The sequence below is a fragment of the Vibrio sp. Isolate25 genome, from assembly GCF_022398025.1.
GTDB lineage: Bacteria > Pseudomonadota > Gammaproteobacteria > Enterobacterales > Vibrionaceae > Vibrio > Vibrio coralliilyticus_A.
On sequence record NZ_JAKEUT010000011.1, the window covers coordinates 57,519 to 82,336 of the forward strand.

The window sequence follows — 24,818 nt, forward strand, 5'->3', positions numbered from 1 at the left end:
GGTTAAGGAGACGATTATGGACATTACTGAAATCGAAAAAGGTATGTTGGTGGAGTGTAAGCAAGGTGTTGGGGTAATCTTGGTTATTGATGCCAAGACCAATGCAGTGCTTATTGAAGAGCGTGAATCCCATCAACAGTTTGCGGCTGATATTAGTGAACTAACGGGTAATCCACAATGATACATCGGTTGTCATAAAGGCCACTTATTTACCATGATCAAAAAAGCGAGCTATGTGCTCGCTTTCGTTTTGTCACTGGTCGATTATTTCCGGACAGCAATCGCTTCAATCTCGATGCCCACATCTTTAGGCAGGCGAGCTACTTCCACACATGAACGTGCTGGGTAATTTGCTACGTTATGCTCATCAAAGAATTTACCGTACACTTCGTTAACTGTGCCGAAGTCATTGAGGTCTTTTACGAAAACCGTCATTTTAACGATGTCAGTCACAGACAGACCTGATGCTTCAACCACCGCTTTGACGTTATCCAGAGACTGACGAGCTTGCTCTGCGATATCTGCCGACACTTCACCTGTTGCAGGGTTTACTGGGATCTGACCTGAAGTCAGTACCATGTTACCTAGGTCTACACCTTGTACATATGGGCCAATAGCAGCAGGAGCGGATTCTGTATGAAGTACTTTAGTCATTATTATGTTCCATCTGTTGTGGGTTACGTAATTAAGGAAACTCAGTGTGCCGTGAAAGCAAAGCAGCGTAAAGAAAAAATCCCTGCTATCAGAGAGCAGGGATTATTTATGATTAATCGACGATTAACGCTCAGTGACGATTTCTCGTGAGAAGACCTTCTCACAATACTTACATTTTAATCGCACGTTATCTTTTTTCTCGAACACTTTAAAGCTGGTTTCTACAGGCTCATCGTGAGTAATGCAGTTACTGTTTGGGCATTCAAAGACGTTGTTGATCTGTTCTGGTAAATCCAGTGCCAGTTTTTTCACAACCTTGTAGTTTTCAATTTGGTTAACTGTGGCATGCGGTGCGTACAAGGCGAGCTTGCTTGCTTGCTCTTCACTGATAAAAATATTTTCAATCTTAAGCAGGTCTTTGTGGCCGAGTGCTGAAGATGGCAAATTGAGGCCAACAGTCACGCGCTGCTCTGATTTATCCATTGAAAAGAGCTTGAGAACTTTAATACCAATCTGAGCTGGGATGTGGTCAATAACGGTGCCGTTTTTGATTGCTTCAACCTGCAATTGAGTTTCTTTAGCCATGATGATTCTCCCGATTACAGTGATTGGTTTAAAACAAGGGCAAGTAGGGCTTCACGCGCATAGACGCCATTTTCAGCCTGCTCAAAGTAATAGGCGTGTGGTGTTTTATCGACGTCAATAGTGATTTCATCCACACGAGGCAGTGGGTGTAGAACTTTTAGGTTATCGCGTGCACCTTCCAGCAGGGGTGCAGTAAGGATATAGGCGGATTTGATGTGTGCGTATTCCGACTCGTCAAAGCGCTCTTTCTGAACTCGAGTCATATACAGCACGTCCAGCTCAGGGATGACGGTTTCCATATCTGTGTGCATGCTGTATTCAATGCCAGCTTCATCCAGCTCTTCGCAAATGTAATCTGGCATCGCGAGTGCCTCTGGAGCGATGAAGTAGAAGCGAACATTGTTAAACTTTGCCAGAGCCTGCGTTAGAGAGTGAACGGTACGGCCGTATTTCAGGTCACCAACAAAGGCAACATTGAGGTTATCGAGACGGCCTTGTGTTTCGGCAATAGAGAACAGGTCGAGCAGAGTTTGGGTTGGGTGTTGGTTGGCTCCGTCACCCGCGTTGATGACAGGTACACCATTGGAGAATTCAGAAGCTAATCGTGCAGCGCCTTCCTGTGGATGACGCATGACAAATGCATCGACATAAGAAGAGATAACCTGAACCGAGTCCGATAAGGTTTCTCCTTTCTTGGCTAGCGAAGTGTTACCGCCATTATCAAAACCAATCACGCTGCCACCGACACGCTGGATAGCGGTTTCAAAAGACAGACGAGTACGGGTAGAAGGCTCAAAGAAGCAGCTGGCGATCACCTTGTTCTTGATCAGCTCAGGATTAGGCTCTGCTTTGAGTTGACCTGCGGTTTTGACAATCAGTTCCAGCTCTTCACGAGAAAGCTCAGGAATTGAGATAATGTGCTTGTTATAAAGCGTGTTCGTCATAATCATCGTCCCATCTGCGATTTAGGCAATAAAAAAGCCTCCCAATAGGGAGGCTTTAAAAATCGGTGGAAATAGTAAAAAGACCAGCCAGTAAGCGTTTTGGCTTACCTAATGTAAATCGTTTTGTAGAACACGTTTTACGTGGCATTTGGTCACTACCTCCAGACAAATTGCCGAGCATTATACGCTGAAGATTTGTTAACGCAAGCGATTACATCGAAGCTTTATGGTGCAATTTTTGTTGGTGTTATGAACCGAGTGTTGCGACCATCACAGCTTTAATCGTGTGCATGCGGTTCTCTGCTTCGTCAAACACAATTGAGTGGTCAGACTCGAACACTTCTTCAGTAACTTCCAGCCCATTCATTCCGTATTTGTCGGCTACTTCTTTGCCTATGGTGGTTTCATCATTATGAAATGCCGGTAAGCAATGCATGAACTTGACTTGCGGGTTACCGGTTTTATCTAGGGTGTCCATATTGACTTGATAAGGCTTCATTTGAGCAACTCGCTCATCCCAAGCCTCTGGAGCTTCACCCATCGAAACCCACACGTCAGTATAAAGGAAGTCGCAATCTTTAACGCCTTCATCAACGCTTTCAGTCAGCGTGATTTTTGCCCCTGTTTGTAGAGCAATCAGTTGGCAGTTTGCCACCAGTTCCTCTTCTGGCCAGAAAGCTTTAGGGGCGACGAGGCGAATATCCATGCCCATTTTGGCGGCTCCCACCAATAGAGAGTTACCCATGTTGTTGCGTGCATCGCCTAAGTAAGCAAACTTGATTTCATGGAGCAGCTTACCGCGACCGTGTTCAAGCATGGTGAGAAAATCGGCCAGTATTTGAGTGGGGTGAAATTCGTCGGTCAAACCGTTCCAAACAGGTACACCAGCGTATTGCCCTAGCTCTTCTACGATTTCTTGGCCGAACCCTCGATATTCAATGCCGTCATACATTCTGCCTAATACACGCGCGGTGTCCTTCATCGATTCTTTATGACCAATCTGTGAACCAGATGGGCCGATGTAAGAAACCTGTGCGCCTTGGTCGAAGGCCGCTACTTCAAACGCGCACCGGGTGCGAGTCGAGGCTTTTTCAAAGAGCAGGGCGATGTTTTTACCAACGAGCTTTTTCTGTTCTGTGCCCGCGTATTTTGCCTTCTTAAGATCCGCAGATAGATCGAGTAAAAACTGGATCTCTTTTGGGGTGAAATCGAGAAGCTTGAGGAAATTTCGGTTACGTAGATTGAAAGCCATGCTTCAGTCCTTCATTGCTCATTATTTTAATAGGACTAGTTAAACATAGTTATGTGATGTTTGTGAATAATTATTTTGTAAATGTGGCGGGATATAAATAATATCCCGCTTTTTGTGATTATAAATTCTCTTCTGCAAACTCGGCCAGACGGCTGCGCACGACGCCATTTAGGTGGACATTAGCGCTGCCTTCGAAGTTCTTGAAGCGTTCTACCATGTAGGTTAACCCTGAGGTAACAGGGGTGAGGTAGTGGGAGTCAATCTGCGCTAGGTTACCCGAGCAGACTATCTTAGTACCTTCACCACAGCGAGTAATGATGGTTTTGATTTGCGAAGCAGTCAGGTTCTGACACTCATCCAGCAACACAAACGCGTTTTGTATTGAGCGGCCGCGCATAAAGTTTATCGACTTAAACTGTATATTGGCTTTGTCGCAGATGTACTTCAATGAGCCTTCCGTACAGTGGTCGTGCTTATGCAGCGCTTCCAGTGTGTCCGTTACCGCCGCTAACCAAGGCAGCATTTTTTCCTCCTCACTGCCAGGCAAGAAGCCAATCGATTCGCCGATATCTGGTGTATTACGAGTAACGATGATCTTGTCGAACATACCGTGTTCAATGGTTTGCTCCAAAGCGGAAGCCATAGCAAGTAGCGTTTTACCACTGCCCGCAGCCCCGGTGAGAATCACCAAATCAATATCAGGATCGAGTAAGGCATCTAAGGCCATGCCCTGATAAATGTTCTTCGGCGTGATGTCCCACGCTCGGCGATGCATCATACGCTCGCGGCTGAGATCTTTGAGTGTCACTTTTTCCGGGGTTATTTCTTCCACTCGCCCTGCAAAGTCACTTTCTTCATCAATGACATACTGATTGATGTAGGTCGGCTCAAAAGGTTCTCGGTCTAGAGTGTGGAAGGTGTGACCGCCAAGGTTCTTACTCTCGACTTCTTCGATATTACTCCAGAAGTCGCCTTCGATTTGTTGGAAGCCTTTAGTTAGGTACTGAACATCATCAATCAATTGGTCTGTTCGGTAGTCTTCAACGAAGCGAACGCCAGCGCCCTTGGCACGCAAGCGCATATTAATATCTTTGGTGATCAGAACCACTTCACGTGGTGCGCGTTTGTTTTGCAGATAAAGCACCGCATTAAGAATGCGATTATCGCCAGCCTTGTCTGCAAAAGCCTTAATGGTTTCTTGCAGCTCAAAATCGGCGAGAATAGAGATATGTCCGGTGTTTTCTTTATCGCGGTTAATTGGAATGCCTTCAGAGATTTCATCTGGTGTGGCGTCTTTGAACATGGCTTCCATTGCGCGGATGGCCACTCGGGCATCGCGGGCAACGTCGCGTTTACTGTCTTTGATTCGGTCGAGCTCTTCGAGGACGGTCATTGGAATGACCACGTCGTGTTCTTGAAAGGAATAGATGGCTAAAGGTTCATGAAGAAGGATGTTGGTGTCTAGGACAAAAAGTTTCCGATCCGTGTCACCCATAAGCGTCTCCTTGCCGTGATGCGGCTTGTTTGCCATTCACAATCGCTTGTGATTATGGCCTACCTGCGGTTGCTTGTAGCCTATCGCTAAGTCGCTCAGAGATCGCTGTCGGTTAGCTGATACGCTACAAACCCGTGTTGATCGTCATCCGAATAATGCATCTCTCGTGCCAGTCGAAAAATTGACGCGATAGCCTGCATTCTCATCTGTGAGTATAAGTCAGATTCCCAACTCTCTTTTTTAGATGTGCCACTCTTTTCTTACACTTTGATGTCATGCAAAAGATGAAGAAAAATTTGTTGTTTTTTGAGGCGTTTGTGCGTGACCAATATCACAGCTTCGAGTAATATGAGCGACCTTTTTGACGTGACGGCTGGCCATTCGTTTCCCCGTCAGCTGCCTTTCAAGTCACGTAAGAACAACTAAGATAAATAGACCCATTTTTGAATTAAACAGGTGAGGTAGTCGATTCATGACATTTGCTTTGGGCCAGCGTTGGATCAGCGATACGGAAAGCGATTTAGGTTTAGGGACGGTTGTAGCATTGGATGCTCGCACTGTGACGCTGATGTTTGCAGCGTCGGAAGAGAACCGAGTGTACGCTCGCAATGATGCTCCGGTTACCCGAGTCACCTTTAATGCTGGCGATGTTGTTGACAGTCAGCAAGGCTGGTCACTTAAAATTGAGCAAGTGGTCGAGGACCAAGGTCTGTTTGCCTACATTGGCACTCGCGAAGACAGCGGAGAGCAAGAGGTGATGCTGCGCGAAATCATGCTCAGTAATCAAATTCGATTTAACAAGCCGCAAGATAAACTGTTCGCCGGTCAGATTGATCGCATGGACAACTTTGTGCTCCGTTACCGTGCACTAATCAACCAATACGAGCAGCACAAAAGCCCGATGCGTGGCTTGTGTGGTATGCGTGCTGGTTTGATTCCTCACCAGCTATACATTGCTCATGAAGTTGGTCGTCGCCATGCGCCTCGCGTTTTGTTAGCCGATGAAGTTGGTCTAGGCAAAACCATTGAAGCTGGGATGATCATTCATCAGCAGGTGTTGGCGGGCCGAGCGGAACGTATCTTGATTGTGGTACCGGAAACGTTGCAGCATCAATGGTTGGTCGAGATGATGCGACGCTTCAATCTGCATTTCTCTATTTTTGATGAAGAGCGCTGTATTGAGGCGTTTGCTGATTCAGATAACCCGTTTGATACCCAGCAATATGTACTGTGTTCACTGGACTTCCTACGCAAGAGCCGTAAGCGTTTTGAGCAAGCACTTGAAGGCGAGTGGGATTTGCTGGTTGTCGATGAAGCGCACCATCTAGAATGGAGCCCAGAGCAGCCAAGCCGTGAGTATCAGGTGATTGAAGGGTTAGCTGAGCGCACACCTGGGGTACTTCTTCTGACCGCAACCCCAGAGCAATTAGGACGTGAGAGTCACTTTGCCCGCTTGCGTTTGCTCGATTCAGACCGCTTCTATGACTACCAAGCGTTTGTTGAGGAAGAAGAGCAATACGCGCCAGTAGCGGATTCAGTGAGTGCGCTGTTTTCTGGTCAACAACTTGAGAATGACGCTAAAAATCAGATTACTGAGTTGTTGTCTGAGCAAGATGTTGAGCCTCTGTTCCGCATTATTGAAAGCGATAGCGAAGAAGATGCCAAAGCCGCAGCTCGTCAGGAACTGATCGACAACCTGATGGACCGTCATGGTACTGGTCGTGTGTTGTTCCGTAACACCCGATCAGCGATCAAAGGCTTCCCGGTACGTAACGTTAATCTGCTACCAATGCCGATCCCTCAGCAGTACACGACGTCTATGCGCGTATCGGGCATGATTGGTGGCAAAATCAGCCCTGAAGCACGTGCGCTGAAAAATCTTTACCCAGAAGAAATCTTCCAAGAGTTTGAAGGCGATGATGCCAGCTGGTGGCAATTTGACTCACGTGTCAATTGGCTGATTGAGAAGATCAAACAAAAGCGCAGTGACAAGATTTTGGTTATTGCTTCTCGTGCCAGCACTGCGTTGCAGTTGGAGCAGGCACTGCGTGAGCGTGAAGGTATCCGTGCCACTGTGTTCCACGAAGGTATGTCGATACTGGAGCGTGATAAAGCGGCCGCTTACTTTGCGCAGGAAGAGGGTGGCGCTCAGGTCCTTATCTGTAGTGAAATTGGCTCAGAAGGTCGTAACTTCCAGTTTGCAAACCAACTGGTGATGTTCGATTTGCCGTTCAACCCTGACTTACTTGAGCAGCGTATTGGTCGTCTGGACCGTATTGGTCAGAGCCGTGATATTGATATTCACGTTCCTTATCTGGAGCAGACTTCACAGGCGATTCTGGCGCGTTGGTTCGATGAAGGTCTAAATGCGTTTGCTGAAACTTGCCCGACAGGTCGCGCGGTGTATGACAAGTTCTCTGATCGTTTGATTGAAATGCTTGCTTCGGGTGACGTTACTGAACTCGATGATGTGATCAGCGAATCGGCTGCGATGAATAAAGAGCTCAAATCTCAACTTGAGCAAGGGCGAGACCGCTTACTGGAAATGCATTCCAATGGTGGCGAAAAAGCTCAGCAGATCGTCGATAAGATTGCGGCCACCGATGGCGATACCAATTTAGTGACCTTTGCGTTGAGTCTGTTTGATACCATTGGCCTTAATCAGGACGACAAAGGGGAAAATGCCTTGGTGGTGACGCCATCTGAACACATGATGGTACCAAGTTATCCTGGTCTGCCTTATGAAGGTGCGACGATCACCTTTGATCGTGACACAGCCTTGTCTCGTGAAGACATGAACTTCATCAGTTGGGAGCACCCGATGATTCAGGGGGGTATCGACCTATTGATGAGTGAAGGCGTCGGTGCAACGGCAGTCTCTTTGCTGAAGAACAAAGCGTTGCCAGTAGGCACCATGCTGCTTGAGTTGGTATATAAAGTCGATGCGCAGGCGCCAAAGCGTAGTGGTATCAGTCGTTTCCTACCTGCAACGCCGATTCGCCTTATGATAGACGGCAAAGGTAATGACTTATCTCAGCAAGTAGAATTTGAAAGCTTTAACCGCCAACTTAGCCCGGTAGGTCGTCATATGGCGACCAAACTGGTGTCATCAGTTCAGGCTCAGGTCCATCAAATGATCACCGCAGGTGAAGCGTTGATCGTCGAAAAAGTCGAAGCCGTACGTGCAGAGGCGCAGCAGGAAATGCAGGCGAGCTTGAATGCGGAGTTGGAACGACTACAAGCTTTGAAAGCGGTAAACCCAAACATTCGTGATGAGGAGCTGGCCGCGATTGAAGAGCAAATTAAAGAGCTCAATGGCTACATTGCTCAAGCTCAGTACCAGCTAGATTCACTACGTATGATTGTTGTGTCCCATAATTGATTTTACGCAACTTGCAGTAAAAGGCCTTCATTTGAAGGCCTTTTTTATAGCGGCGGGTTACATAAGCCACTTCCACCACACAAATACTGCCAAGAAACCAAACAGGTAGACAAGGCCAGTGATAGAAAGCCACTTTAACTTATTGCCCAACGCTAGAGGTTCAGGTAACGGCGATTTTGAAACCAAAATATAGTTCAGCAGAGCAAAGAATGGCGTTGTCATAAAGGCTAGAATCATCGCAAAGTCGAGCATAGGCAGTAGTGCTGCTGCCCAGAAAACGATGATCGACAGTGCCGCTGCGGAAATCAGTAGCATCCACCCTTGCGTCACTTTGGGTCTCATCTCTTTTTGCTTACGCAGTAGGCGTTGAGATTCTGAAATCACTCGAGCGTAGCCATCAATGACGGTAATCGTACTGCCAAAAATACAGAAGAACGCGACGGCTGCAATTAGGTAACGTGACCATTCGCCAATGGTTGATGCATATAGACCGACCAATTGATGCGAAAATCCTACACCCGATTGAGATAATTCAATATTGCTGCCGTGTAAGACCAAAGTACCCAGCGCAAGGAAAACAATCGCCAGAATCGCCGTGCCGATGTAGCCCACATTAAAATCAAACAAGGCGGAACGAGCTGTTACCTTTTGGTGGCGTTGCTGACTTTTAAGCCACATTGATGTCAGGCTGGAAATTTCAATCGGAGCTGGCATCCACCCCATGGTGACGACGATAAACCCGATAGCAGCAATGGACCAAGGTGAGGGCGCTTCAAAAGCAGGAGCCGCTTCGACAGGGTTACCTGCGGCAATAGCCACCGCAGTCAGGGTTGCAATGGTCAGTACCGCCATAATGATTTTCGATAAGGAGTCGAGGGCTTTGTAGTGGCCAGCAAACAGAATCGTCAAGCAGGTCGCTAGAACAATCAAACATAAGGTTGTGGTGGAGAGTTCCACGGGGATAAAGTACCCAAGTAAGCTAGCACTGAATAGCAATAAAGCAGCGGTATTGACGATACCGGAAATGACACTTAACGTAACAAATAACCACAGATACGGACGACCAAGTTTTGAGTAGCCTTCGACTAGACTTTCCCCTGTCCCCATTGTGTACTGAATACTGGCGCGGAAAAATGGGTATTTAAAAAAGTTGACCAGCAGAATTAATACCGCCAGTTGCCAACCGTAAATAGCTCCGGCTTTGGTCGAAGCAACTAAATGTGACCCTCCGACGGCAGCGGCAGCCATCATTATCCCTGGGCCTAGCGAACGGACAAGTTGTGCCAGAGAGTATTTAGCGTGGCTCTCTGAAGTGGAGATCGTTTCCATTTGTATTCCTTGATGTCGTGTTTTAGTGTTTTTCTTGTCAATGGTAGAACCAATATCATACGTAATCAGAGTGTTAAATATTATTTACATAAAAAGCGCTAAAATAGACTTGGATGTGGAAACTCTGTCACAACCCTGAGTCTGATATACTGGGTGAGTTATAAGTAGTATTGAGATATTTTATGGCCATGCAGGACTATTACCCGCCCACCGAACCTTGGATTGAGCGAGTATTTGAGGATCAAGGTATCCTTGTGGTGAATAAGCCGTCTGGCCTTTTATCTGTTCCTGGACGCGCGGCTGAGCACTATGACAGCATGTGGAGTCGATTGAAGGCACTCTATCCTGACATTCAACCGGTCCACCGTCTTGATATGTCAACATCAGGGCTGATGTTATTTGCCAAGGACAAACCCACAGAATCAGCACTAAAAAAGCAGTTTCAGTTCCGCCTTACTCACAAGGTCTACTATGCTCGTGTGTGGGGATATGTAGAGCAGGATGCGGGGGAAGTGGATCTTCCACTGATTTGTGATTGGCCAAATCGGCCGAAGCAGAAAGTTTGTTTTGAGCAGGGTAAGCCATCAAAGACCTTATTTGAGGTGGCAAAGCGCGAAGATCAGACCACCATTGTCAGGTTACTGCCTATAACTGGGCGTTCACATCAGCTGCGTGTGCATATGCAGGCGTTAGGGCATCCGATTGTTGGAGATGAGTTCTATTCAGAGGGAGAAGCCTTCAAATTCTCCAATCGTCTTGAACTGCATGCGGCTGAATTGAGTTTTTACCATCCTCAAGATGAACGTCTACGCAGTATTTTTGTTCCTTGTGATTTCTATCCTGAAGCGGAGGCATTGATCTTTAACTATTTCGATCCTGTGCGAGAATTGCCGGACTATAAAACGCTGCCACGTCCATGATTTCACTATAGGCAGCGGAAGGAGAAACCATGTCGCTGCCTAATGTTGTTTTTTTGGATCGCGCCACGATCCCCACTCATATCGAATTACCTCACCTTCCTTTTGACCACCAATGGATTGAATATGATTTCACCAGCTCTGAGCTGGTGGTGGAGCGCCTGCAAGACGCCCAAATTGTGATTACCAATAAGGTGGTGCTAGACCAGCAAGTTTTGTCTCAATTGCCCGAACTTCAATTGATTGCCATATCGGCGACTGGGTTTAACAATGTTGATATCGATTATTGTCGAGCACAGGGGATTGCGGTGACGAATGTCCAAGGTTATGCCACACAGTCGGTGCCGGAGCATGTTATCGGCATGATCTTCGCTCTCAGACGCAATTTGCATGGCTACCATAACGATATCGCCAAAGGAGAGTGGCAACGAAATCAGCAGTTTTGCTTTTTCACTCACCCAATTGGTGATGTTGCAGGATCTACGCTGGGAGTGATTGGTTCAGGGGCACTTGGCCTGGCGACAGCGGCGTTGGCTAAAGCGGTCGGGATGCAAGTTATTTATGCCGAACACAAAGGGGCAGATGCCTGTCGGGAAGGCTATTTACCCTTTGAACAGGTATTAATGATGGCTGATGTGATCACACTGCATTGTCCGTTGACTGAGGCCACACGTAACTTGATTGGAGAAAATGAGTTGGCGCAAATGAAACCCGGAAGCCTACTGATCAATACTGGCCGCGGGGGATTAGTCGACGAAGGGGCTCTGGTTGCGGCATTAAAGCATGGCACGATTGCTGGAGCGGGTGTGGATGTCTTTACGCAGGAGCCTGCTGACGAAAGCAACCCGTTACTGGCGAATATGGATCTGCCGAATTTATTGCTGACACCTCATGTAGCGTGGGGAAGTGACTCATCGATTCAGAACCTGTCGAATATATTGATGGATAACATTACCGCCTTTATAGAAGGGAGAGAACAAAATCGAGTGGTTTAGTGCTCATTTTGCTGCTGGCGCCATTTGAGTAAGCCTTGATTAAATATGGCTAGCAGCTCCTTTCCTCTTGGACTCTGTTTGGAAAACATCACGAAGCCATCGTTATTGAGAAAGGGCTTGGGGTGATAGGTAATATTGTTCTGAACATCTTTGGTTTGCTGACTGAGGTTGTACAAGCCTATCTGTCGCTCTTCTGGATAAACTTCAATTCGGTGGTGGTTGAGTCGTAGCAGATTCTGACTGGGGCTGTTAACTCGGCTCATAGTAACGCCCTTTGACTCTATAAGTGCGTCCAGTTCAGGTCCATAGCTGTAACCCAGCCCTCCGCCTAGTTTGTAGCCTTTTAAATCTTCGATCTCTGACCATTCAAAGTCTAAGTCCTTGTGGTGGAAGAAAACAAACTGCTCTTGTGAGACCGGTTTGCTATAGTAAAAATGCTGTGTTCGCTCGTCATCGAACATCCAGACGGCGGTGGCGTCGAACTCTCCGCTTTGTGCCTTTTCATACGCTCTGGCCCAAGGATAAAAAGTATAAGTCACTTTATAACCTTGAAGCGCAAATGCTTGAGTGATGGTTTGAGCGACAACACCATACCCTTCAAGGTTTTGGCCGATAAATGGTGGCCACTCTCCAGCTGTGATTCTAACCGTTTTATCTATGTTCTCAGCATACGCCTGCACACAGATAAAACATGATAATAGTGGAATACCGAGCAAGAACTTCTTCAACTTCTCTATACCTTTTTTTATGGCACCATAATTCATTTTAGATGAGTCAATTTGAAAAGAGCATTAAACGACAAAATATTTATAAGTAAGGTGTAAAGTTCGATATAAACGCTTGAAACTCAAACATCAAATGTTCTTATTGTTCGATATATGTAAAATTATTGTATCGAGGTGCGGTGTTGTTTGTGATGTACATCAACTGGTTGCACTTTCTTGTTATTAAGACATAGACGCTAGGAATGAAATGTAAGAAATTATTCGGCTTGTGTTTTAGTCAATAACGTCAGGAAAATAAAGAAATGGAACATAAACATATCACAAACCCCGTTGAGTTTAGGGGTAAGGGAGGCGAGTTCTTTGGCATATGGATAGTCAATGTTTTGCTTAGCATTATTACTTTTGGCATCTATTCCGCTTGGGCCAAAGTCAGAACAAAGCGCTATTTCTACGGCAATACCTATGTAGATAGTGATAACTTTGAATATCACGCTCAGCCGATGCAAATTCTCAAGGGGCGTCTAGTGGCTGTTGCGGTTCTTGGTATTTGGGCTATTGCCAACGCATTCTTTCCTGAGGTGAGTTTTGTGTTGCTGTTGGTTTTTTATGTGGCTTTACCTTGGCTACTATGGAGCAACGCTCGATTTGATGCTGCAATGACGAGTTACCGCAATGTTCACTTCTCTTTTGACTCGTCATTGAAAGATGCTTACCTATCACTGATGGGGCGTGGCTTGGGAGCGCTAGTCGCCATTGCTATCTATATTGCCGCAATTGTCGCAGTCTCAGGGGTGTCAGGTATCGCAGCTACAGTTCTAGGAATCGCATTCTTTGTCTTCTTGTCTGTGCTATACGCATGGGTTGTGGTTGGCGCACATAAGTATTTCACCAATGGTTATCGGTATGGTGACTGGAAGTTCAGTGCAGAATTGGAAACAGGCTTCTTTGTTAAGACCTACCTGAAAGCGATGGGGCTGGGTATTGCTGCGTCCATCATCCTTATGATAGCGATGTCTCTGACGATTTTTAGTGGCTTTGACCTTACGGCTATCCAGAATGGTGATTACAGTTCGTTAATGGGCGCATCTCAGTTTACAGTCTTCATTGTTGCTTATCTAGCAATCATCGTTCTGACCATTGGGTTGACCGCGTATACAACGACTCGAGTTCGTAACTACATCTTCGAACAACTGCAAGCTAAACTTGAACAAGAATCAGACAATCGCTATACCTTTAACTCGACCTTTACTGCCAGAGGTTACACTTGGTTGGTTATCTCTAACTTCTTGCTTCAGGTCGTTACATTGAGTATCGCCCGACCTTGGGTCATGGTAAGAACCTCGCGCTATGTTGCCGATAATACCGCAGTATTTGGTGATATGAGCCTGCTGAAAGCGACAGATAAAGACTCGAACGTTCAATCTGCGATATCGGATGAAGTGGCTCAAGCCTTCGATTTAGGTATCGGAATTAGCTAATGATGTTTGATGGGGTGGCGTTTCCGCCACGAAGCTCGGAGCGCCATCCTGCTAAGCTGGATGTGACACAAGCTAATGCGTTAAGCTTGTGCGTTGAAGGTCAAATCATCAGTTGTGACCAGCAATACGCTGAGATCAGTGTCCCTGTTGGTAACCTACCTGTGCGATTCAAGTTTCCCGATGGCTGGGTTTTTGTGGTTGAAAGAACGACAGAAGTGAGCCACTGGCTGGAACGAAATCGCAGAAGCAGCACCATTGATAAAATGGAAGCTAACTGGTTCGCGTGGTTGTTGTCAGCGGTAGTGTGTATCGGAGTGGTATTGGGCAGTTACTTTTATGTCTTGCCATGGACCAGTGACAAGGTCGCCAATGCTATCCCTGATTACGTTGCAGTGGCATTGGGCGATAAAGTTCTCGAAAGCTTTGATAATAGCTGGCAAGAGAGCGAGTTGAGTCAGCAAGAGCAGCAAGTGATCCGCCAACGTGTGGCTCAGCATGTCACACAGCTGGAAGCGTTACCTTATCCCATTGAGGTGGTGTTTCGCTCCTCAGAGCTTGGCGCCAATGCATTTGCATTGCCGGGTGGGAAAATCGTGTTACTCGACGACTTGGTTACTCTGGCTGAGAATGAACAACAACTCGATAGCATTATCCTTCACGAGCTAGGCCACGTTCATCATCGTCATATGATGAAGCGATTGGTTCACTCGAGCTTACTTTCGGTGGGCGTTGCACTCTTAACTGGCGAAAGTTCAGGAGTGGTAGATAATCTGGCTGGAGTGGGGGTGTTCTTCCTCTCCAATGGTCACTCTCGAGAAGCGGAAATTGAAGCGGATGTGTATGCCATACAGGCTATGCAAGCCATCTATGGAAGTAGTGCGCCAATGGCTGAAATGTTTGAATTGTTTAGGCAACAAGGTGAGTTGGAAATACCCGAGTGGATGAGTACTCATCCTGACTTCAAACAGCGGATTGATGCTGCTCGTCAATAGCTGATACAAAAAAGGCAGCGATTTCGCTGCCTTTTAGTTAACACTGTACCGGTTTATAGCGCAGCAATTGTGGTCTTTTGCTCTTCAAGCTTCACTAGCGTTTCTTTATAACCTTCTAGCTTCTCTCGCTCTTTCGCGACAACCGCTTCCGGTGCTTTAGCCACAAAGCCTTCGTTACCTAGCTTGCCTTCGATACGCTTGATTTCGCCGTGAGTCTTCTTGATTTCGCCATCGAGACGAGCAAGCTCAGCGTCTTTGTCGATAAGTCCAGCCATTGGGATCATTAGCTCAGACTTCGCCACAAGAGCGGTTGCGCATGCAGGCGTTTCTTCACCCGCTTCTAGCACACGTACAGACTCAAGCTTCGCGAGAGAAACAAGCACTTGGTTGTTCGCTTCTAGACGTGCTGCATCTTCTGCGCTCGCAGCTTTCAGCATCACTTCGAGCGGCTTACCTGGGTTGATGTCGTACTCAGCACGTAGGTTACGGATACTCGTGATGAATGACTTAACCCACTCGATGTCATCCAGCGCGGCTTGGTTGAAGTTCGCTTCGTCGTATTGAGGAAGAGCCTGAAGCATGATGGTGTCACCTTCTATGCCTTCAACAAGTGGTTTAACGCTCTGCCAGATTGTCTCAGTGATGTATGGGATCACTGGGTGAGCCAGACGCAGTGTCTTCTCAAGAACCGTGATTAGCGTACGGCGAGTACCACGTTGTTGAGCTTCGCTACCTTTCCAAAGTACTGGTTTAGTCAGCTCTAAGTACCAGTCACAGAATTGGTTCCAGATGAACTCGTAAATTGTATTCGCGGCCATATCCAAGCGATAGTTATCAATGTGACCATTGAAATCGGCAGCGGCTAGCTCAAATTGAGACTCGATCCACTTGTCTGCAAGTGAGTACTCGATCTCGCCTTCACCAAAGCCACAGTCTTGCTCTTCTGTATTCATCAGAACGTAGCGGCTTGCGTTCCATAGCTTGTTACAGAAGTTGCGGTAACCTTCTAGACGCTTCATATCCCAGTTGATGTCGCGACCCGTTGAGGCCATTGCAGCAAGAGTAAAGCGCAGTGCATCAGTACCGTATGGTTCGATACCGTTTTCGAAAGTCTTACGTGTGTTCTTCTCGATCTTCTTCGCTAGCTGAGGCTGCATCATGTTGCCACAACGCTTCTCTACTAGAGACTCAAGGTCGATACCATCGATCATGTCGATAGGGTCAAGTACGTTACCCTTAGACTTAGACATCTTGTCGCCGTTTTCGTCACGGATTAGGCCCGTTACGTAAACCGTCTTAAATGGTACTTGTGACTTGCCGTTTTCATCTTTGTTGAAGTGCATGGTCATCATGATCATACGTGCAACCCAGAAGAAGATGATGTCGAAGCCCGTTACTAGAACGTCTGAAGGGTGGAATGTCTTCAGGTCTTCAGTTTGCTCAGGCCAGCCCTGAGTACCGAAAGTCCATAGCGCAGAAGAGAACCATGTATCGAGTACGTCGTCGTCTTGGCGAAGAACAACAACAGGTGCAAGGTTGTTGTTTGCACGTACTTCTTCTTCAGTACGACCTACATAAACATTACCGTCGTTGTCGTACCAAGCTGGGATACGGTGACCCCACCAAAGCTGACGAGAGATACACCAGTCTTGAATGTCACGCATCCAAGAGAAGTACATGTTTTCGTACTGCTTAGGCACGAACTGAATCTCACCATCTTCAACCGCTTTAACAGCAGGCTCAGCAAGAGGTGCAGCACGTACGTACCACTGGTCAGTTAGCATTGGTTCGATAACCACGCCACCACGGTCGCCGTAAGGAACAGTCAGGTCGTGATCTTTGATTTCGTCTAGAAGTCCTAGCTCTTCAAATTCTGCAACAATAGCTTTACGCGCAGCAAAGCGCTCCATGCCGTGGTACTTAGCAGGTAGCTCTGTTGAGTACACATCACTTGCTTCACCGTTAGTGGTGAATACTTCCGCAGCATCACGAATGTCAGCGTTGAAAGTTAGGATGTTGATCATCGGTAACTGGTGGCGCTTACCTACTTCATAGTCATTGAAATCGTGTGCAGGAGTGATCTTCACACAACCAGTACCTTTCTCCATATCAGCGTGCTCGTCACCCACAATAGGGATACGACGATCAACGACTGGAAGAAGAATTTCTTTGCCGATCAGATCTTTGTAACGTGGATCTTCTGGGTTAACTGCGACACCCGTATCGCCAAGCATGGTTTCTGGACGAGTTGTCGCAACAACAATGTAGTCTTTACCTTCAGCAGTTTTAACGCCATCCGCTAGCGGGTAGCGGAAGTGCCACATGTGGCCTTTTTTGTCTTTGTTTTCAACTTCAAGATCAGAAATTGCAGTGTGTAGTTTAGGATCCCAGTTTACTAGACGCTTACCACGGTAGATTAAGTCTTCTTCGTACAGGCGAACAAACACTTCTTGAACTGCGTTAGATAGGCCATCGTCCATGGTGAAGCGCTCACGGTCCCAATCTACCGATGCACCTAGACGACGAAGCTGCTTAGTGATTGTGCCACCAGATTCGTTTTTCCATTCCCAGATTTTGTCGATGAAGGCATCACGACCGTAGTCATGTTTGGTTTTGCCTTCTTCTGCTGCGATTTTACGCTCAACAACCATCTGAGTAGCGATACCAGCGTGGTCAGTACCTACCTGCCAAAGGGTGTTTTTGCCCTTCATACGTTCAGCACGGATTAGAGTATCCATGATTGTATCTTGGAACGCGTGGCCCATGTGTAGACTACCAGTGACGTTCGGTGGCGGGATCATGATGCTGTATGATTCTTTCGTCGTGTCACCGTGTGGCTTAAAGTAGCCTTTCTCTTCCCAAGCTTGGTACAAAGCTTGTTCGATTGAAGTTGGGTTGTATGTCTTTTCCATAGCGATAGATATTCTGCAGATAGGTCTGGTTTAATTCTAAGTCAATCTTTATAAGTGAACTCTCTTGAAGGAGAGCTTAACTATAAGGATTGACCACTAATTGTGTGCGATGTCGATCGTTTGTAGCTGATAACCCGCTTGGCGATAGATTTTATATCGCTGTCGCGCCAGTTGCTTGGCTTTTTCTTCGCAAGGGACGAAGTCTACCACCTCAGCAAACTTGTTCGCAAAGGTTGTCTCATTTTCCGCCAAATTTATTACTAATTGACGATTCCACGAGGGTTTTACACCTTGATATCCGATTTCAATGCCCGTGGCATACTTTGGGCCCTCACCAACCAGGTTATGGGCGAGGTATTGCTCGGCTTCTACTTGCCAGAACCGCTCCGCTAATTGCTCAGCGTGCTGTTTATCATGGCAGTGTAGGTAGACCTTAGCGCCTTGTTTCGCAAAGTGCCCAGAAAGAAACACTACATATTGCTCAAAGCCTTGTGGCTTGGCCTGTGGAGAGCCTGATTGTATGATGTAAAACGTCGCATTTGGCATAGTGATATCGAATAAAAAAGGGCCTTGCGGCCCTTTGAAATTTGTTCAGAAATTATTCTTCTGTCTCTTGGCCGCTGCGGTTCAGTAAGAACTGGACAAGCATCGAGACCGGACGACCTGTTGAGCCCTTCGCCGCGCCTGACTTCCACGCCGTTCCTGCTATGTCAATGTGGGCCCAGTTGTACTTTTTGGCAAATTTTGACAGGAAGCAGCCAGCCGTGATGGTGCCGCCAGGTCGACCACCAATATTTGCCATATCAGCAAATGGGCTCTTCAACTGTTCATGGTACTCATCCGCCATTGGAAGACGCCATGCGCGATCGCTTGCTTGCTCAGACGCATTAACCAACTCGTGAGAAAGAGGGTTGTGGTTAGAAACCACACCACTGATATGGTGACCCAGTGCAATCACACACGCGCCTGTCAGCGTGGCAACATCCACGACACAATCTGGCTCGAAGCGTTCAACGTACGTCAGTGCATCACAAAGAACCAAACGGCCTTCCGCATCGGTGTTGAGCACTTCAACCGTTTGACCTGACATTGTGGTTAGGATATCGCCAGGGCGGTAAGCATTGCTGCCCGGCATGTTTTCACAGCCAGCAAGAACACCAATTACGTTGATTGGTAGGTTCAGTTTCGCCAGAGATTTCATGGTACCGAAAACAGATGCCGCACCACACATGTCGTACTTCATCTCATCCATGCCTTCACCTGGCTTAAGTGAGATACCGCCTGAATCAAAAGTCAGACCTTTACCAACCAACACGATTGGTTTCGCTTCGGGATCTGGGTTGCCCTTGTACTCCATGATAGACATCATAGATTCGTTCTTTGAGCCACGACCGACCGCTAGGTAGGAAGTCATGCCCAGCTTTTCCATCTCTTGCTCACCGATGATTTTGGTGGTGATGGTCTCATAATCATCAGCCAGACGACGTGCCTGAGAAGCAAGGTAAGCAGGGTTGGCGATGTTTGGCGGCATGTTGCCAAGATCCTTCGATGCTTTGACACCTGAAGCGATGGCAAGGCCATGGGTGATCGCTTTTTCACCTAGGTTTAATTCACGACGTGTAGGTACGTTGAATACCAGTTTACGCAGTGGGCGACGAGTTTCCGGTTTTACACTCTTGAATTGATCAAAGGTGTACAAGCCATCCTTTGTTGCTTCGACTGCTTGACGCACTTTCCAGTAAGTATCGCGGCCTTTGACATGCAGCTCAGTTAGGAAGCAGACAGCTTCCATCGAACCTGTTTCATTCAGAGTGTTAATTGTTTTCTGAATAATTTCTTTGTACTGACGCTCGCCTAATTCACGTTCCTTGCCACAACCGACAAGTAAAACACGTTCAGACAAAACACCCGGTACTTGATGCAGAAGTAGCATCTGTCCTGGTTTTCCTTCCAGATCACCACGGCGAAGTAGTGAACTGATATAGCCGTCGCTGATTTTATCGAGCTGTTCAGCAACTGGAGAAAGGCGACGTGGTTCGAATACACCTACAACGATACAAGCGCTGCGTTGCTTTTCCGGGCTACCACTCTTTACACTGAACTCCATGCGTACTCCTACATCCTGAAGACAAATAGAACTAAATGTTAGATAATGGCGTCTTACTTGTTGATTCCTTAATCGGAACTACTTTTAAATAAGCGCGTTAACAGTTAGCCAAAAAATTTAAAAATAAAAGGTTCAACGGGAAATTATAGTGATTCAATTAAAAAAACAAGTTTTGTATAGGTAATTTCAGCGTGATTATTGTTAGATATTTGATCCGCGAGACACTCAAGAGCCAGTTAGCGATATTTTTTATCCTGTTTTTAGTGTTTTTAAGCCAAAAATTGATCAAAGTTTTAGCGGATGCTTCGGATGGGGATATTCCTGCGGGTCTGGTAATGCACTACGTAGGTTTGAGCATGCCGTCAATGGGGCTATTGATGCTGCCATTGAGCCTATTCCTCGGTATTTTGCTTACTTTCGGCCGCCTGTACGCGGAAAGTGAAATAACCGTTATGAATGCAACCGGAATAGGAAATAAATTCCTTATTCGTGCAGCATTGTATTTGGCCGTTATCACGGGTGTGATTGCCGCAGCTAATGCCTTTGTGTTTTCGCCAATGAGTCAGGAGAAGCTAATTCAGCTACAGGAAGAAGTGGAAGCCGAGAACAGTGTGGATCTTTTACAGAAAGGGCAGTTCCAAGGGACACCGGATGGCTCTTCTGTGGTCTTTATTGATGATATTGAAGGCAAGCAACTTAAGCATGTATTTGTAGCACAGATGCGCCCACGTGATTCGATTTTGCCAAGCGTTTCCTTTTCGCAGTCCGGTGAAGTGAAAGAGCTGAGTGATGGGCGCCAGGTCATTCGCATGTACGACGGTACGCGTTATGAAGGTGTACCAACGCGCGTTGATTATATGGTAACCGACTTCGACCAATACGAAGGTTTGATTGGTCAGCGTGACGTGAAACCCAAAGGGCGTGATTGGGAAGCGATTCCAACCATGCAGCTTGTTTCTAACCCAGATCCTCGCGCTCAAGCTGAATTGCAATGGCGAATTTCGTTGGTGGTGTGTATCCCACTTCTAACCATGCTGGTTGTACCGCTGTCGGCAGTGAATCCACGTCAAGGACGATTTGCTAAAATGGGTCCAGCGATTCTTATCTACTTGGCGTATTTCCTTTCAATCAGTGCGACTAAATCTGCGTTGGAAGATGGCTCAATCCCTTCCTTTATTGGTATGTGGCCGATCAACGCGGCTTTGTTGTTGACCGCAGTCGGTATTAACTCCATGGACAGCATTCCAATGCGACGCTTTAAAGACAAACTAAGACAAAGAAAAAAGAAGGCAGCATAAGTCGTGTTTAAAATTCTCGATCTTTATATTGGCAGAACCATCATTGCAACCACATCGCTGGTGCTCGCGACCTTTGTTGGCTTGTCTGCGATCATTAAGTATGTGGAGCAGTTACGCAAAGTGGGCCAGGGTAGCTACGACTTACTTCAAGCTTTGTTCTACGTACTGCTGAGTATTCCTCGTGATGTTGAAATGTTTTTCCCCATGGCGGCTTTGCTTGGTGCTTTGATTGGCTTGGGGATGCTTGCTTCGAGTTCTGAACTGGTGGTCATGCAGGCGGCGGGCTACTCGAAATTGGATATCGGATTGTCGGTATTGAAGACAGCTGTGCCTTTGATGGTGTTAGTGACGTTACTTGGCCAGTGGGGGGCGCCCCAAGCTCAGAAGATGGCGCGTGACCTGCGTGCTTTTACCACATCTGGTGGAGCGATCATGTCGGTGAGAACCGGTGTCTGGGCACGTGATGCGAACGATTTTATTTTTCTTGGTAAAGTTGAGGACGATAAACTTTATGGCTTGAATATGTGGCGTTTCAACAATGATAAACAGTTGGAAAGTGTCGTGCATGCAGCGGAAGTAGATTATTTGTCCGATAACACTTGGGTAATGAAAGACGTTCAGTTAACGGAGATGTTGGATGAAGTGGAAATCTCCAAAACCAATTTGCCTGAGTATCGTTGGACGACCTCTTTAGCGCCTGACAAATTGGCGGTAGTGACGGTCAAGCCCGAAGAGCTATCACTGAGCGGTTTATATGATTATGTTACTTACCTCAAGGCTTCTGAGCAGGACGCCTCTCGTTATGAGTTGGCCTTGTGGCGCAAAGTCACTCAGCCATTCTCTATTGCGGTAATGATGCTGATGGCGTTGTCGTTCATCTTTGGCCCACTGCGCAGTGTAACGATGGGGGCACGTATTCTATCTGGTGTGGTAGCCGGTTTTACTTTCTATATTTCCAGTGAATTCTTTGGCCCACTCAGTTTGGTTTATAGCATTCCACCAGTCTTTGGTGCTGTGATGCCAAGCATCGTCTTTTTATCAGTGGCATTGATGCTACTGCGCAGAAAGCTCTAAACAGAAATTTATGCGCTGAGAAACCAAACGGCAGCTCCGCTATAAGTGAAGAGCTGCCGTTTTGTTTTTACTACATTAATTTTTTCAGCCGATAAAGAGCTTCCAATGCCTGTCTAGGAGTGAGGTCGTCAGGGTCGATGCCTGATAGCGCCTCTTCCACTTCGCTTGGCTCTGGAATCAGGCTCAGTTGATTAGCAATGTCTACTGCGCTGCTGGTGGTATTGCTATTGTCGCCATGGCTAAGCTGTTCAAGCTGAGTCAGTTTCGCTCGGGCATTTTTGATCACGCTTTTTGGCACGCCAGCGAGCCCAGCAACGGCGAGACCATAAGACTTACTGGCAGCCCCTTCCTGAACAGCGTGCATAAAGGCAATGGTATCGCCATGCTCAACCGCGTCTAGATGGACGTTAGCCAAATTCGGTATTTGGTTCGGTAGCTCGGTCAATTCAAAATAGTGGGTGGCAAATAAGGTCATGGAGCCGAGCTCTTTTGCCAACCACTCTGCACTTGCCCAAGCCAGTGATAAACCATCATAAGTACTGGTGCCTCGACCAATTTCATCCATTAAAACTAAGCTGTTTGCTGTGGCGTTGTGAAGAATATTCGCGGTTTCGGTCATCTCAACCATGAACGTTGAGCGTCCTGATGCAAGATCATCTGAGGCGCCGATGCGAGTAAAAATGCGATCAATAGAACCAATATGGGCTGATTCTGCCGGTACGTAGGAGCCAATATGAGCCATCAGTGCAATCAGCGCGGTTTGACGCATGTAGGTCGATTTACCCCCCATGTTTGGGCCAGTAATGATCAGCATCTTACGTTGTGGATTAAGCTCAATAGGGTTAGCAATGAACGGTTCTTCAAGGACTTGTTCAACCACGGGATGTCGGCCTGCTTGAATGTGGATACCAGCTTGCTGACTCAGTACAGGGCGGCAGTAATCTAGGCTATCGGCACGTTCGGCTAAGTTTTGCAGCACGTCAATTTGGGCAATCGCTGAAGCCAAATTCTGCAGCTTTTCTAGATGGGGCATTAAAAGGTCAAACAGTTCTTCCCACAACTGTTTCTCAAGCGCCAATGCCTTCGATTTGGAGTTAAGCACCTTATCTTCATGTTCTTTCAGCTCAGGAATGATGTAACGCTCTGCATTTTTCAGCGTTTGACGGCGAACATAGTGTGGTGGCACCAAGTGGCTTTGTCCGCGGCTGACTTGGATGAAGAAGCCATGTACGTTGTTATAACCAACTTTGAGCGTATCTATGCCATGACGTTCACGCTCTTCCTGTTCCATTTTTTCCAGATACTCAGTCGCACCATCGGCCAATTTTCGCCATTCGTCGAGCTCAGCATTATACCCTTCAGCGATGACGCCACCATCTCGGATCACCACGGGAGGGTTTTCTTTGATAGCACGTTCGAGAAGTTCACAGACTTCCTCTTGTGGAGCGGCATACTGGCCGAGTTTAACCAGATATGGATGTGCTAGCGTTGCCATAGACTCAGATAATTCAGGCAGTTGTTGCATTGCATGACGTAAACGTGCCATATCACGCGGGCGGGCACTGCGCAAAGCAAGACGCGCCAAGATACGTTCGATGTCTCCGATCTGTTTGAGTACGGGGTGTAAATCAGCAAACAGAGTCAACTCTTTCAACTCACTGATCGCGTCTAGGCGGTGATTGAGGGTGTTGATATCGCGCATTGGCTGGTGAAGCCAACGTTTCAACATACGGCTACCCATTGGTGTGGCAGTGTGGTCAAGCACTTCAGCAAGTGTGTTATCAGTTCCGCCTGCGAGGTTCTGAGTAATTTCGAGATTGCGACGAGTCGCGGCATCAAGAATGACAGAATGATCCTGACGATCGTAAGTGAGAGAGCGAATATGCGGCAAAGTGGTACGTTGTGTGTCTTTAACATACTGAATCAAACAGCCCGCAGCGCAGAGCCCGAGCTTCGCTTGTTCTACGCCGAAACCAACAAGATCACGAGTACCAAACTGTTGATTCAACTGCTGCTTAGCGGTATCCAACTCAAACTCCCAAACAGGACGACGGCGATTACCGTTGCGAGCGGCCATCAGTTCGACGGGTTCGAAATCTTCTGGAAATAATAGCTCTCTCGGTGAGGTCCGCTGGAGCTCTGCGGCCATCGCTTCTTCAGTCTCGGGCTCCATAAGCTGAAAGCGCCCTGACGTGACATCCAGTGTGGCGTACCCGAATTTACCATCGTGGTGGTAGATAGCGGCAATAAGATTGTCGATACGTTCCGAGAGTAGGGCTTCATCGGTGACGGTTCCCGGTGTCACTATACGAACAACTTTGCGTTCTACTGGGCCTTTGCTGGTCGCGGGATCACCAATTTGTTCGCAGATCGCAACTGATTCACCTAGCTGAACAAGCTTAGCCAAATATCCTTCCACGGCATGAAACGGGACACCGGCCATTGGTATCGGTTCACCAGCAGAAGCGCCGCGTTTTGTTAGTGAGATATCCAGCAACTGGGATGCGCGTTTAGCATCGTCATAAAAAAGCTCATAGAAATCCCCCATTCGGTAGAACAGCAATATATCTGGGTTCTCAGCCTTAAGCTTGAGGTATTGCTGCATCATGGGCGTATGTTTTTGTTCAGCTTTCACGGTTCAGATCTTTTGTTTATTTCTATTGCGGCTTAGGATACGTG

Annotated in this window: 19 protein-coding genes; 8 read left to right on the top strand and 11 right to left on the bottom strand. The window is 47.1% G+C overall.

Translation table 11 applies throughout. The annotated features are described in order from the left end of the window. Positions 1 to 16: 16 nt before the first annotated feature. A complete protein-coding gene (locus L1D15_RS17200; protein WP_239838882.1) occupies positions 17 to 181 on the top strand; it encodes a hypothetical protein in 165 nt (54 codons plus the stop codon). Positions 182 to 264: 83 nt separating this feature from the next. Here the strand turns inward: L1D15_RS17200 and L1D15_RS17205 are convergent, their stop codons facing one another. The 5 genes from L1D15_RS17205 to L1D15_RS17225 all read right to left on the bottom strand — a co-directional run bounded on the left by L1D15_RS17205 (position 265) and on the right by L1D15_RS17225 (position 4,930). Beyond that, the gene (locus tag L1D15_RS17205; protein WP_004747250.1) at positions 265 to 654 is read right to left on the bottom strand and encodes a RidA family protein; all 390 of its coding nucleotides are present in this window, start codon (positions 652 to 654) and stop codon (positions 265 to 267) included. Positions 655 to 777: 123 nt separating this feature from the next. Further along, positions 778 to 1,239 carry an aspartate carbamoyltransferase regulatory subunit gene (pyrI, locus tag L1D15_RS17210; protein ID WP_239876530.1) on the bottom strand — a complete coding sequence of 154 codons (462 nt, stop codon included), beginning with the start codon at positions 1,237 to 1,239 and terminating at the stop codon, positions 778 to 780. A gap of 14 nt (positions 1,240 to 1,253) precedes the next feature. Further along, entirely contained in the window at positions 1,254 to 2,183 is a 930-nt protein-coding gene (gene pyrB, locus L1D15_RS17215; protein WP_239876531.1) for an aspartate carbamoyltransferase, read from the bottom strand. Between the two features lie 247 nt (positions 2,184 to 2,430). Further along, positions 2,431 to 3,435: an ornithine carbamoyltransferase gene (locus L1D15_RS17220; RefSeq protein WP_239876532.1), complete on the bottom strand. Its 1,005-nt coding sequence runs from the start codon at positions 3,433 to 3,435 to the stop codon at positions 2,431 to 2,433. 118 nt (positions 3,436 to 3,553) lie between these two features. After that, the gene (locus L1D15_RS17225; protein ID WP_239838886.1) at positions 3,554 to 4,930 is read right to left on the bottom strand and encodes a PhoH family protein; all 1,377 of its coding nucleotides are present in this window, start codon (positions 4,928 to 4,930) and stop codon (positions 3,554 to 3,556) included. 472 nt (positions 4,931 to 5,402) lie between these two features. Here L1D15_RS17225 and rapA point away from each other — a divergent pair, with 472 nt between their 5' ends. Beyond that, positions 5,403 to 8,312: an RNA polymerase-associated protein RapA gene (gene rapA / locus L1D15_RS17230; RefSeq protein ID WP_239876533.1), complete on the top strand. Its 2,910-nt coding sequence runs from the start codon at positions 5,403 to 5,405 to the stop codon at positions 8,310 to 8,312. 57 nt (positions 8,313 to 8,369) lie between these two features. Here the strand turns inward: rapA and L1D15_RS17235 are convergent, their stop codons facing one another. Next, the gene (locus tag L1D15_RS17235; RefSeq protein WP_239871019.1) at positions 8,370 to 9,641 is read right to left on the bottom strand and encodes a divalent metal cation transporter; all 1,272 of its coding nucleotides are present in this window, start codon (positions 9,639 to 9,641) and stop codon (positions 8,370 to 8,372) included. A 182-nt stretch (positions 9,642 to 9,823) separates the two neighbouring features. Between L1D15_RS17235 and L1D15_RS17240 the strand changes: the two genes are divergently transcribed. Both L1D15_RS17240 and L1D15_RS17245 read left to right on the top strand, forming a co-directional pair. Further along, a complete protein-coding gene (locus L1D15_RS17240) occupies positions 9,824 to 10,561 on the top strand; it encodes a pseudouridine synthase (protein ID WP_239876534.1) in 738 nt (245 codons plus the stop codon). Between the two features lie 29 nt (positions 10,562 to 10,590). Next, entirely contained in the window at positions 10,591 to 11,553 is a 963-nt protein-coding gene (locus L1D15_RS17245) for a D-2-hydroxyacid dehydrogenase (RefSeq protein ID WP_239876535.1), read from the top strand. On the opposite strand, the gene L1D15_RS17250 is transcribed toward L1D15_RS17245, so the two are convergent. Continuing rightward, positions 11,550 to 12,281 (bottom strand): transporter substrate-binding domain-containing protein, encoded by a 732-nt coding sequence (locus L1D15_RS17250; protein ID WP_239876536.1) that lies wholly within the window; start codon positions 12,279 to 12,281, stop codon positions 11,550 to 11,552. The genes L1D15_RS17245 and L1D15_RS17250 overlap by 4 nt on opposite strands. Positions 12,282 to 12,580: 299 nt before the next feature. Between L1D15_RS17250 and L1D15_RS17255 the strand changes: the two genes are divergently transcribed. Both L1D15_RS17255 and L1D15_RS17260 read left to right on the top strand, forming a co-directional pair. Continuing rightward, positions 12,581 to 13,756 carry a YjgN family protein gene (locus L1D15_RS17255; protein ID WP_239876537.1) on the top strand — a complete coding sequence of 392 codons (1,176 nt, stop codon included), beginning with the start codon at positions 12,581 to 12,583 and terminating at the stop codon, positions 13,754 to 13,756. Beyond that, positions 13,756 to 14,748, top strand: coding sequence for a M48 family metallopeptidase (locus L1D15_RS17260; RefSeq protein WP_239876538.1), 993 nt, complete (start codon positions 13,756 to 13,758; stop codon positions 14,746 to 14,748). The genes L1D15_RS17255 and L1D15_RS17260 overlap by 1 nt, the downstream gene beginning before the upstream one ends. A gap of 53 nt (positions 14,749 to 14,801) precedes the next feature. On the opposite strand, the gene L1D15_RS17265 is transcribed toward L1D15_RS17260, so the two are convergent. The 3 genes from L1D15_RS17265 to pepA form a co-directional block, all read right to left on the bottom strand. Beyond that, a complete protein-coding gene (locus L1D15_RS17265; RefSeq protein ID WP_239876539.1) occupies positions 14,802 to 17,660 on the bottom strand; it encodes a valine--tRNA ligase in 2,859 nt (952 codons plus the stop codon). Between the two features lie 96 nt (positions 17,661 to 17,756). Continuing rightward, a complete protein-coding gene (locus L1D15_RS17270; RefSeq protein ID WP_239876540.1) occupies positions 17,757 to 18,206 on the bottom strand; it encodes a DNA polymerase III subunit chi in 450 nt (149 codons plus the stop codon). Positions 18,207 to 18,258: 52 nt separating this feature from the next. Then, positions 18,259 to 19,767, bottom strand: coding sequence for a leucyl aminopeptidase (gene pepA / locus L1D15_RS17275; RefSeq protein WP_239838896.1), 1,509 nt, complete (start codon positions 19,765 to 19,767; stop codon positions 18,259 to 18,261). A 191-nt stretch (positions 19,768 to 19,958) separates the two neighbouring features. On the opposite strand from pepA, the gene lptF reads away from it, so the two are divergent. Together lptF and lptG are read left to right on the top strand one after the other, a co-directional pair. Continuing rightward, a complete protein-coding gene (gene lptF / locus L1D15_RS17280) occupies positions 19,959 to 21,065 on the top strand; it encodes an LPS export ABC transporter permease LptF (protein ID WP_239838897.1) in 1,107 nt (368 codons plus the stop codon). Between the two features lie 3 nt (positions 21,066 to 21,068). Further along, complete coding sequence (lptG, locus tag L1D15_RS17285; protein WP_239838898.1) at positions 21,069 to 22,139, top strand: LPS export ABC transporter permease LptG; 1,071 nt, start codon at positions 21,069 to 21,071, stop codon at positions 22,137 to 22,139. Positions 22,140 to 22,209: 70 nt separating this feature from the next. On the opposite strand, the gene mutS is transcribed toward lptG, so the two are convergent. Then, a complete protein-coding gene (mutS, locus tag L1D15_RS17290; protein ID WP_239876541.1) occupies positions 22,210 to 24,774 on the bottom strand; it encodes a DNA mismatch repair protein MutS in 2,565 nt (854 codons plus the stop codon). Positions 24,775 to 24,818 lie beyond the last annotated feature (44 nt).

Coding starts and splice junctions, on each gene's coding strand:
- L1D15_RS17200 (WP_239838882.1), top strand. CDS start 17: ATGGACATTACTGAAATCGAAAAAGGTATGTTGGTGGAGTGTAAGCAA.
- L1D15_RS17205 (WP_004747250.1), bottom strand. CDS start 654: ATGACTAAAGTACTTCATACAGAATCCGCTCCTGCTGCTATTGGCCCA.
- pyrI (WP_239876530.1), bottom strand. CDS start 1,239: ATGGCTAAAGAAACTCAATTGCAGGTTGAAGCAATCAAAAACGGCACC.
- pyrB (WP_239876531.1), bottom strand. CDS start 2,183: ATGACGAACACGCTTTATAACAAGCACATTATCTCAATTCCTGAGCTT.
- L1D15_RS17220 (WP_239876532.1), bottom strand. CDS start 3,435: ATGGCTTTCAATCTACGTAACCGAAATTTCCTCAAGCTTCTCGATTTC.
- L1D15_RS17225 (WP_239838886.1), bottom strand. CDS start 4,930: ATGGGTGACACGGATCGGAAACTTTTTGTCCTAGACACCAACATCCTT.
- rapA (WP_239876533.1), top strand. CDS start 5,403: ATGACATTTGCTTTGGGCCAGCGTTGGATCAGCGATACGGAAAGCGAT.
- L1D15_RS17235 (WP_239871019.1), bottom strand. CDS start 9,641: ATGGAAACGATCTCCACTTCAGAGAGCCACGCTAAATACTCTCTGGCA.
- L1D15_RS17240 (WP_239876534.1), top strand. CDS start 9,824: ATGGCCATGCAGGACTATTACCCGCCCACCGAACCTTGGATTGAGCGA.
- L1D15_RS17245 (WP_239876535.1), top strand. CDS start 10,591: ATGTCGCTGCCTAATGTTGTTTTTTTGGATCGCGCCACGATCCCCACT.
- L1D15_RS17255 (WP_239876537.1), top strand. CDS start 12,581: ATGGAACATAAACATATCACAAACCCCGTTGAGTTTAGGGGTAAGGGA.
- L1D15_RS17260 (WP_239876538.1), top strand. CDS start 13,756: ATGATGTTTGATGGGGTGGCGTTTCCGCCACGAAGCTCGGAGCGCCAT.
- L1D15_RS17265 (WP_239876539.1), bottom strand. CDS start 17,660: ATGGAAAAGACATACAACCCAACTTCAATCGAACAAGCTTTGTACCAA.
- L1D15_RS17270 (WP_239876540.1), bottom strand. CDS start 18,206: ATGCCAAATGCGACGTTTTACATCATACAATCAGGCTCTCCACAGGCC.
- pepA (WP_239838896.1), bottom strand. CDS start 19,767: ATGGAGTTCAGTGTAAAGAGTGGTAGCCCGGAAAAGCAACGCAGCGCT.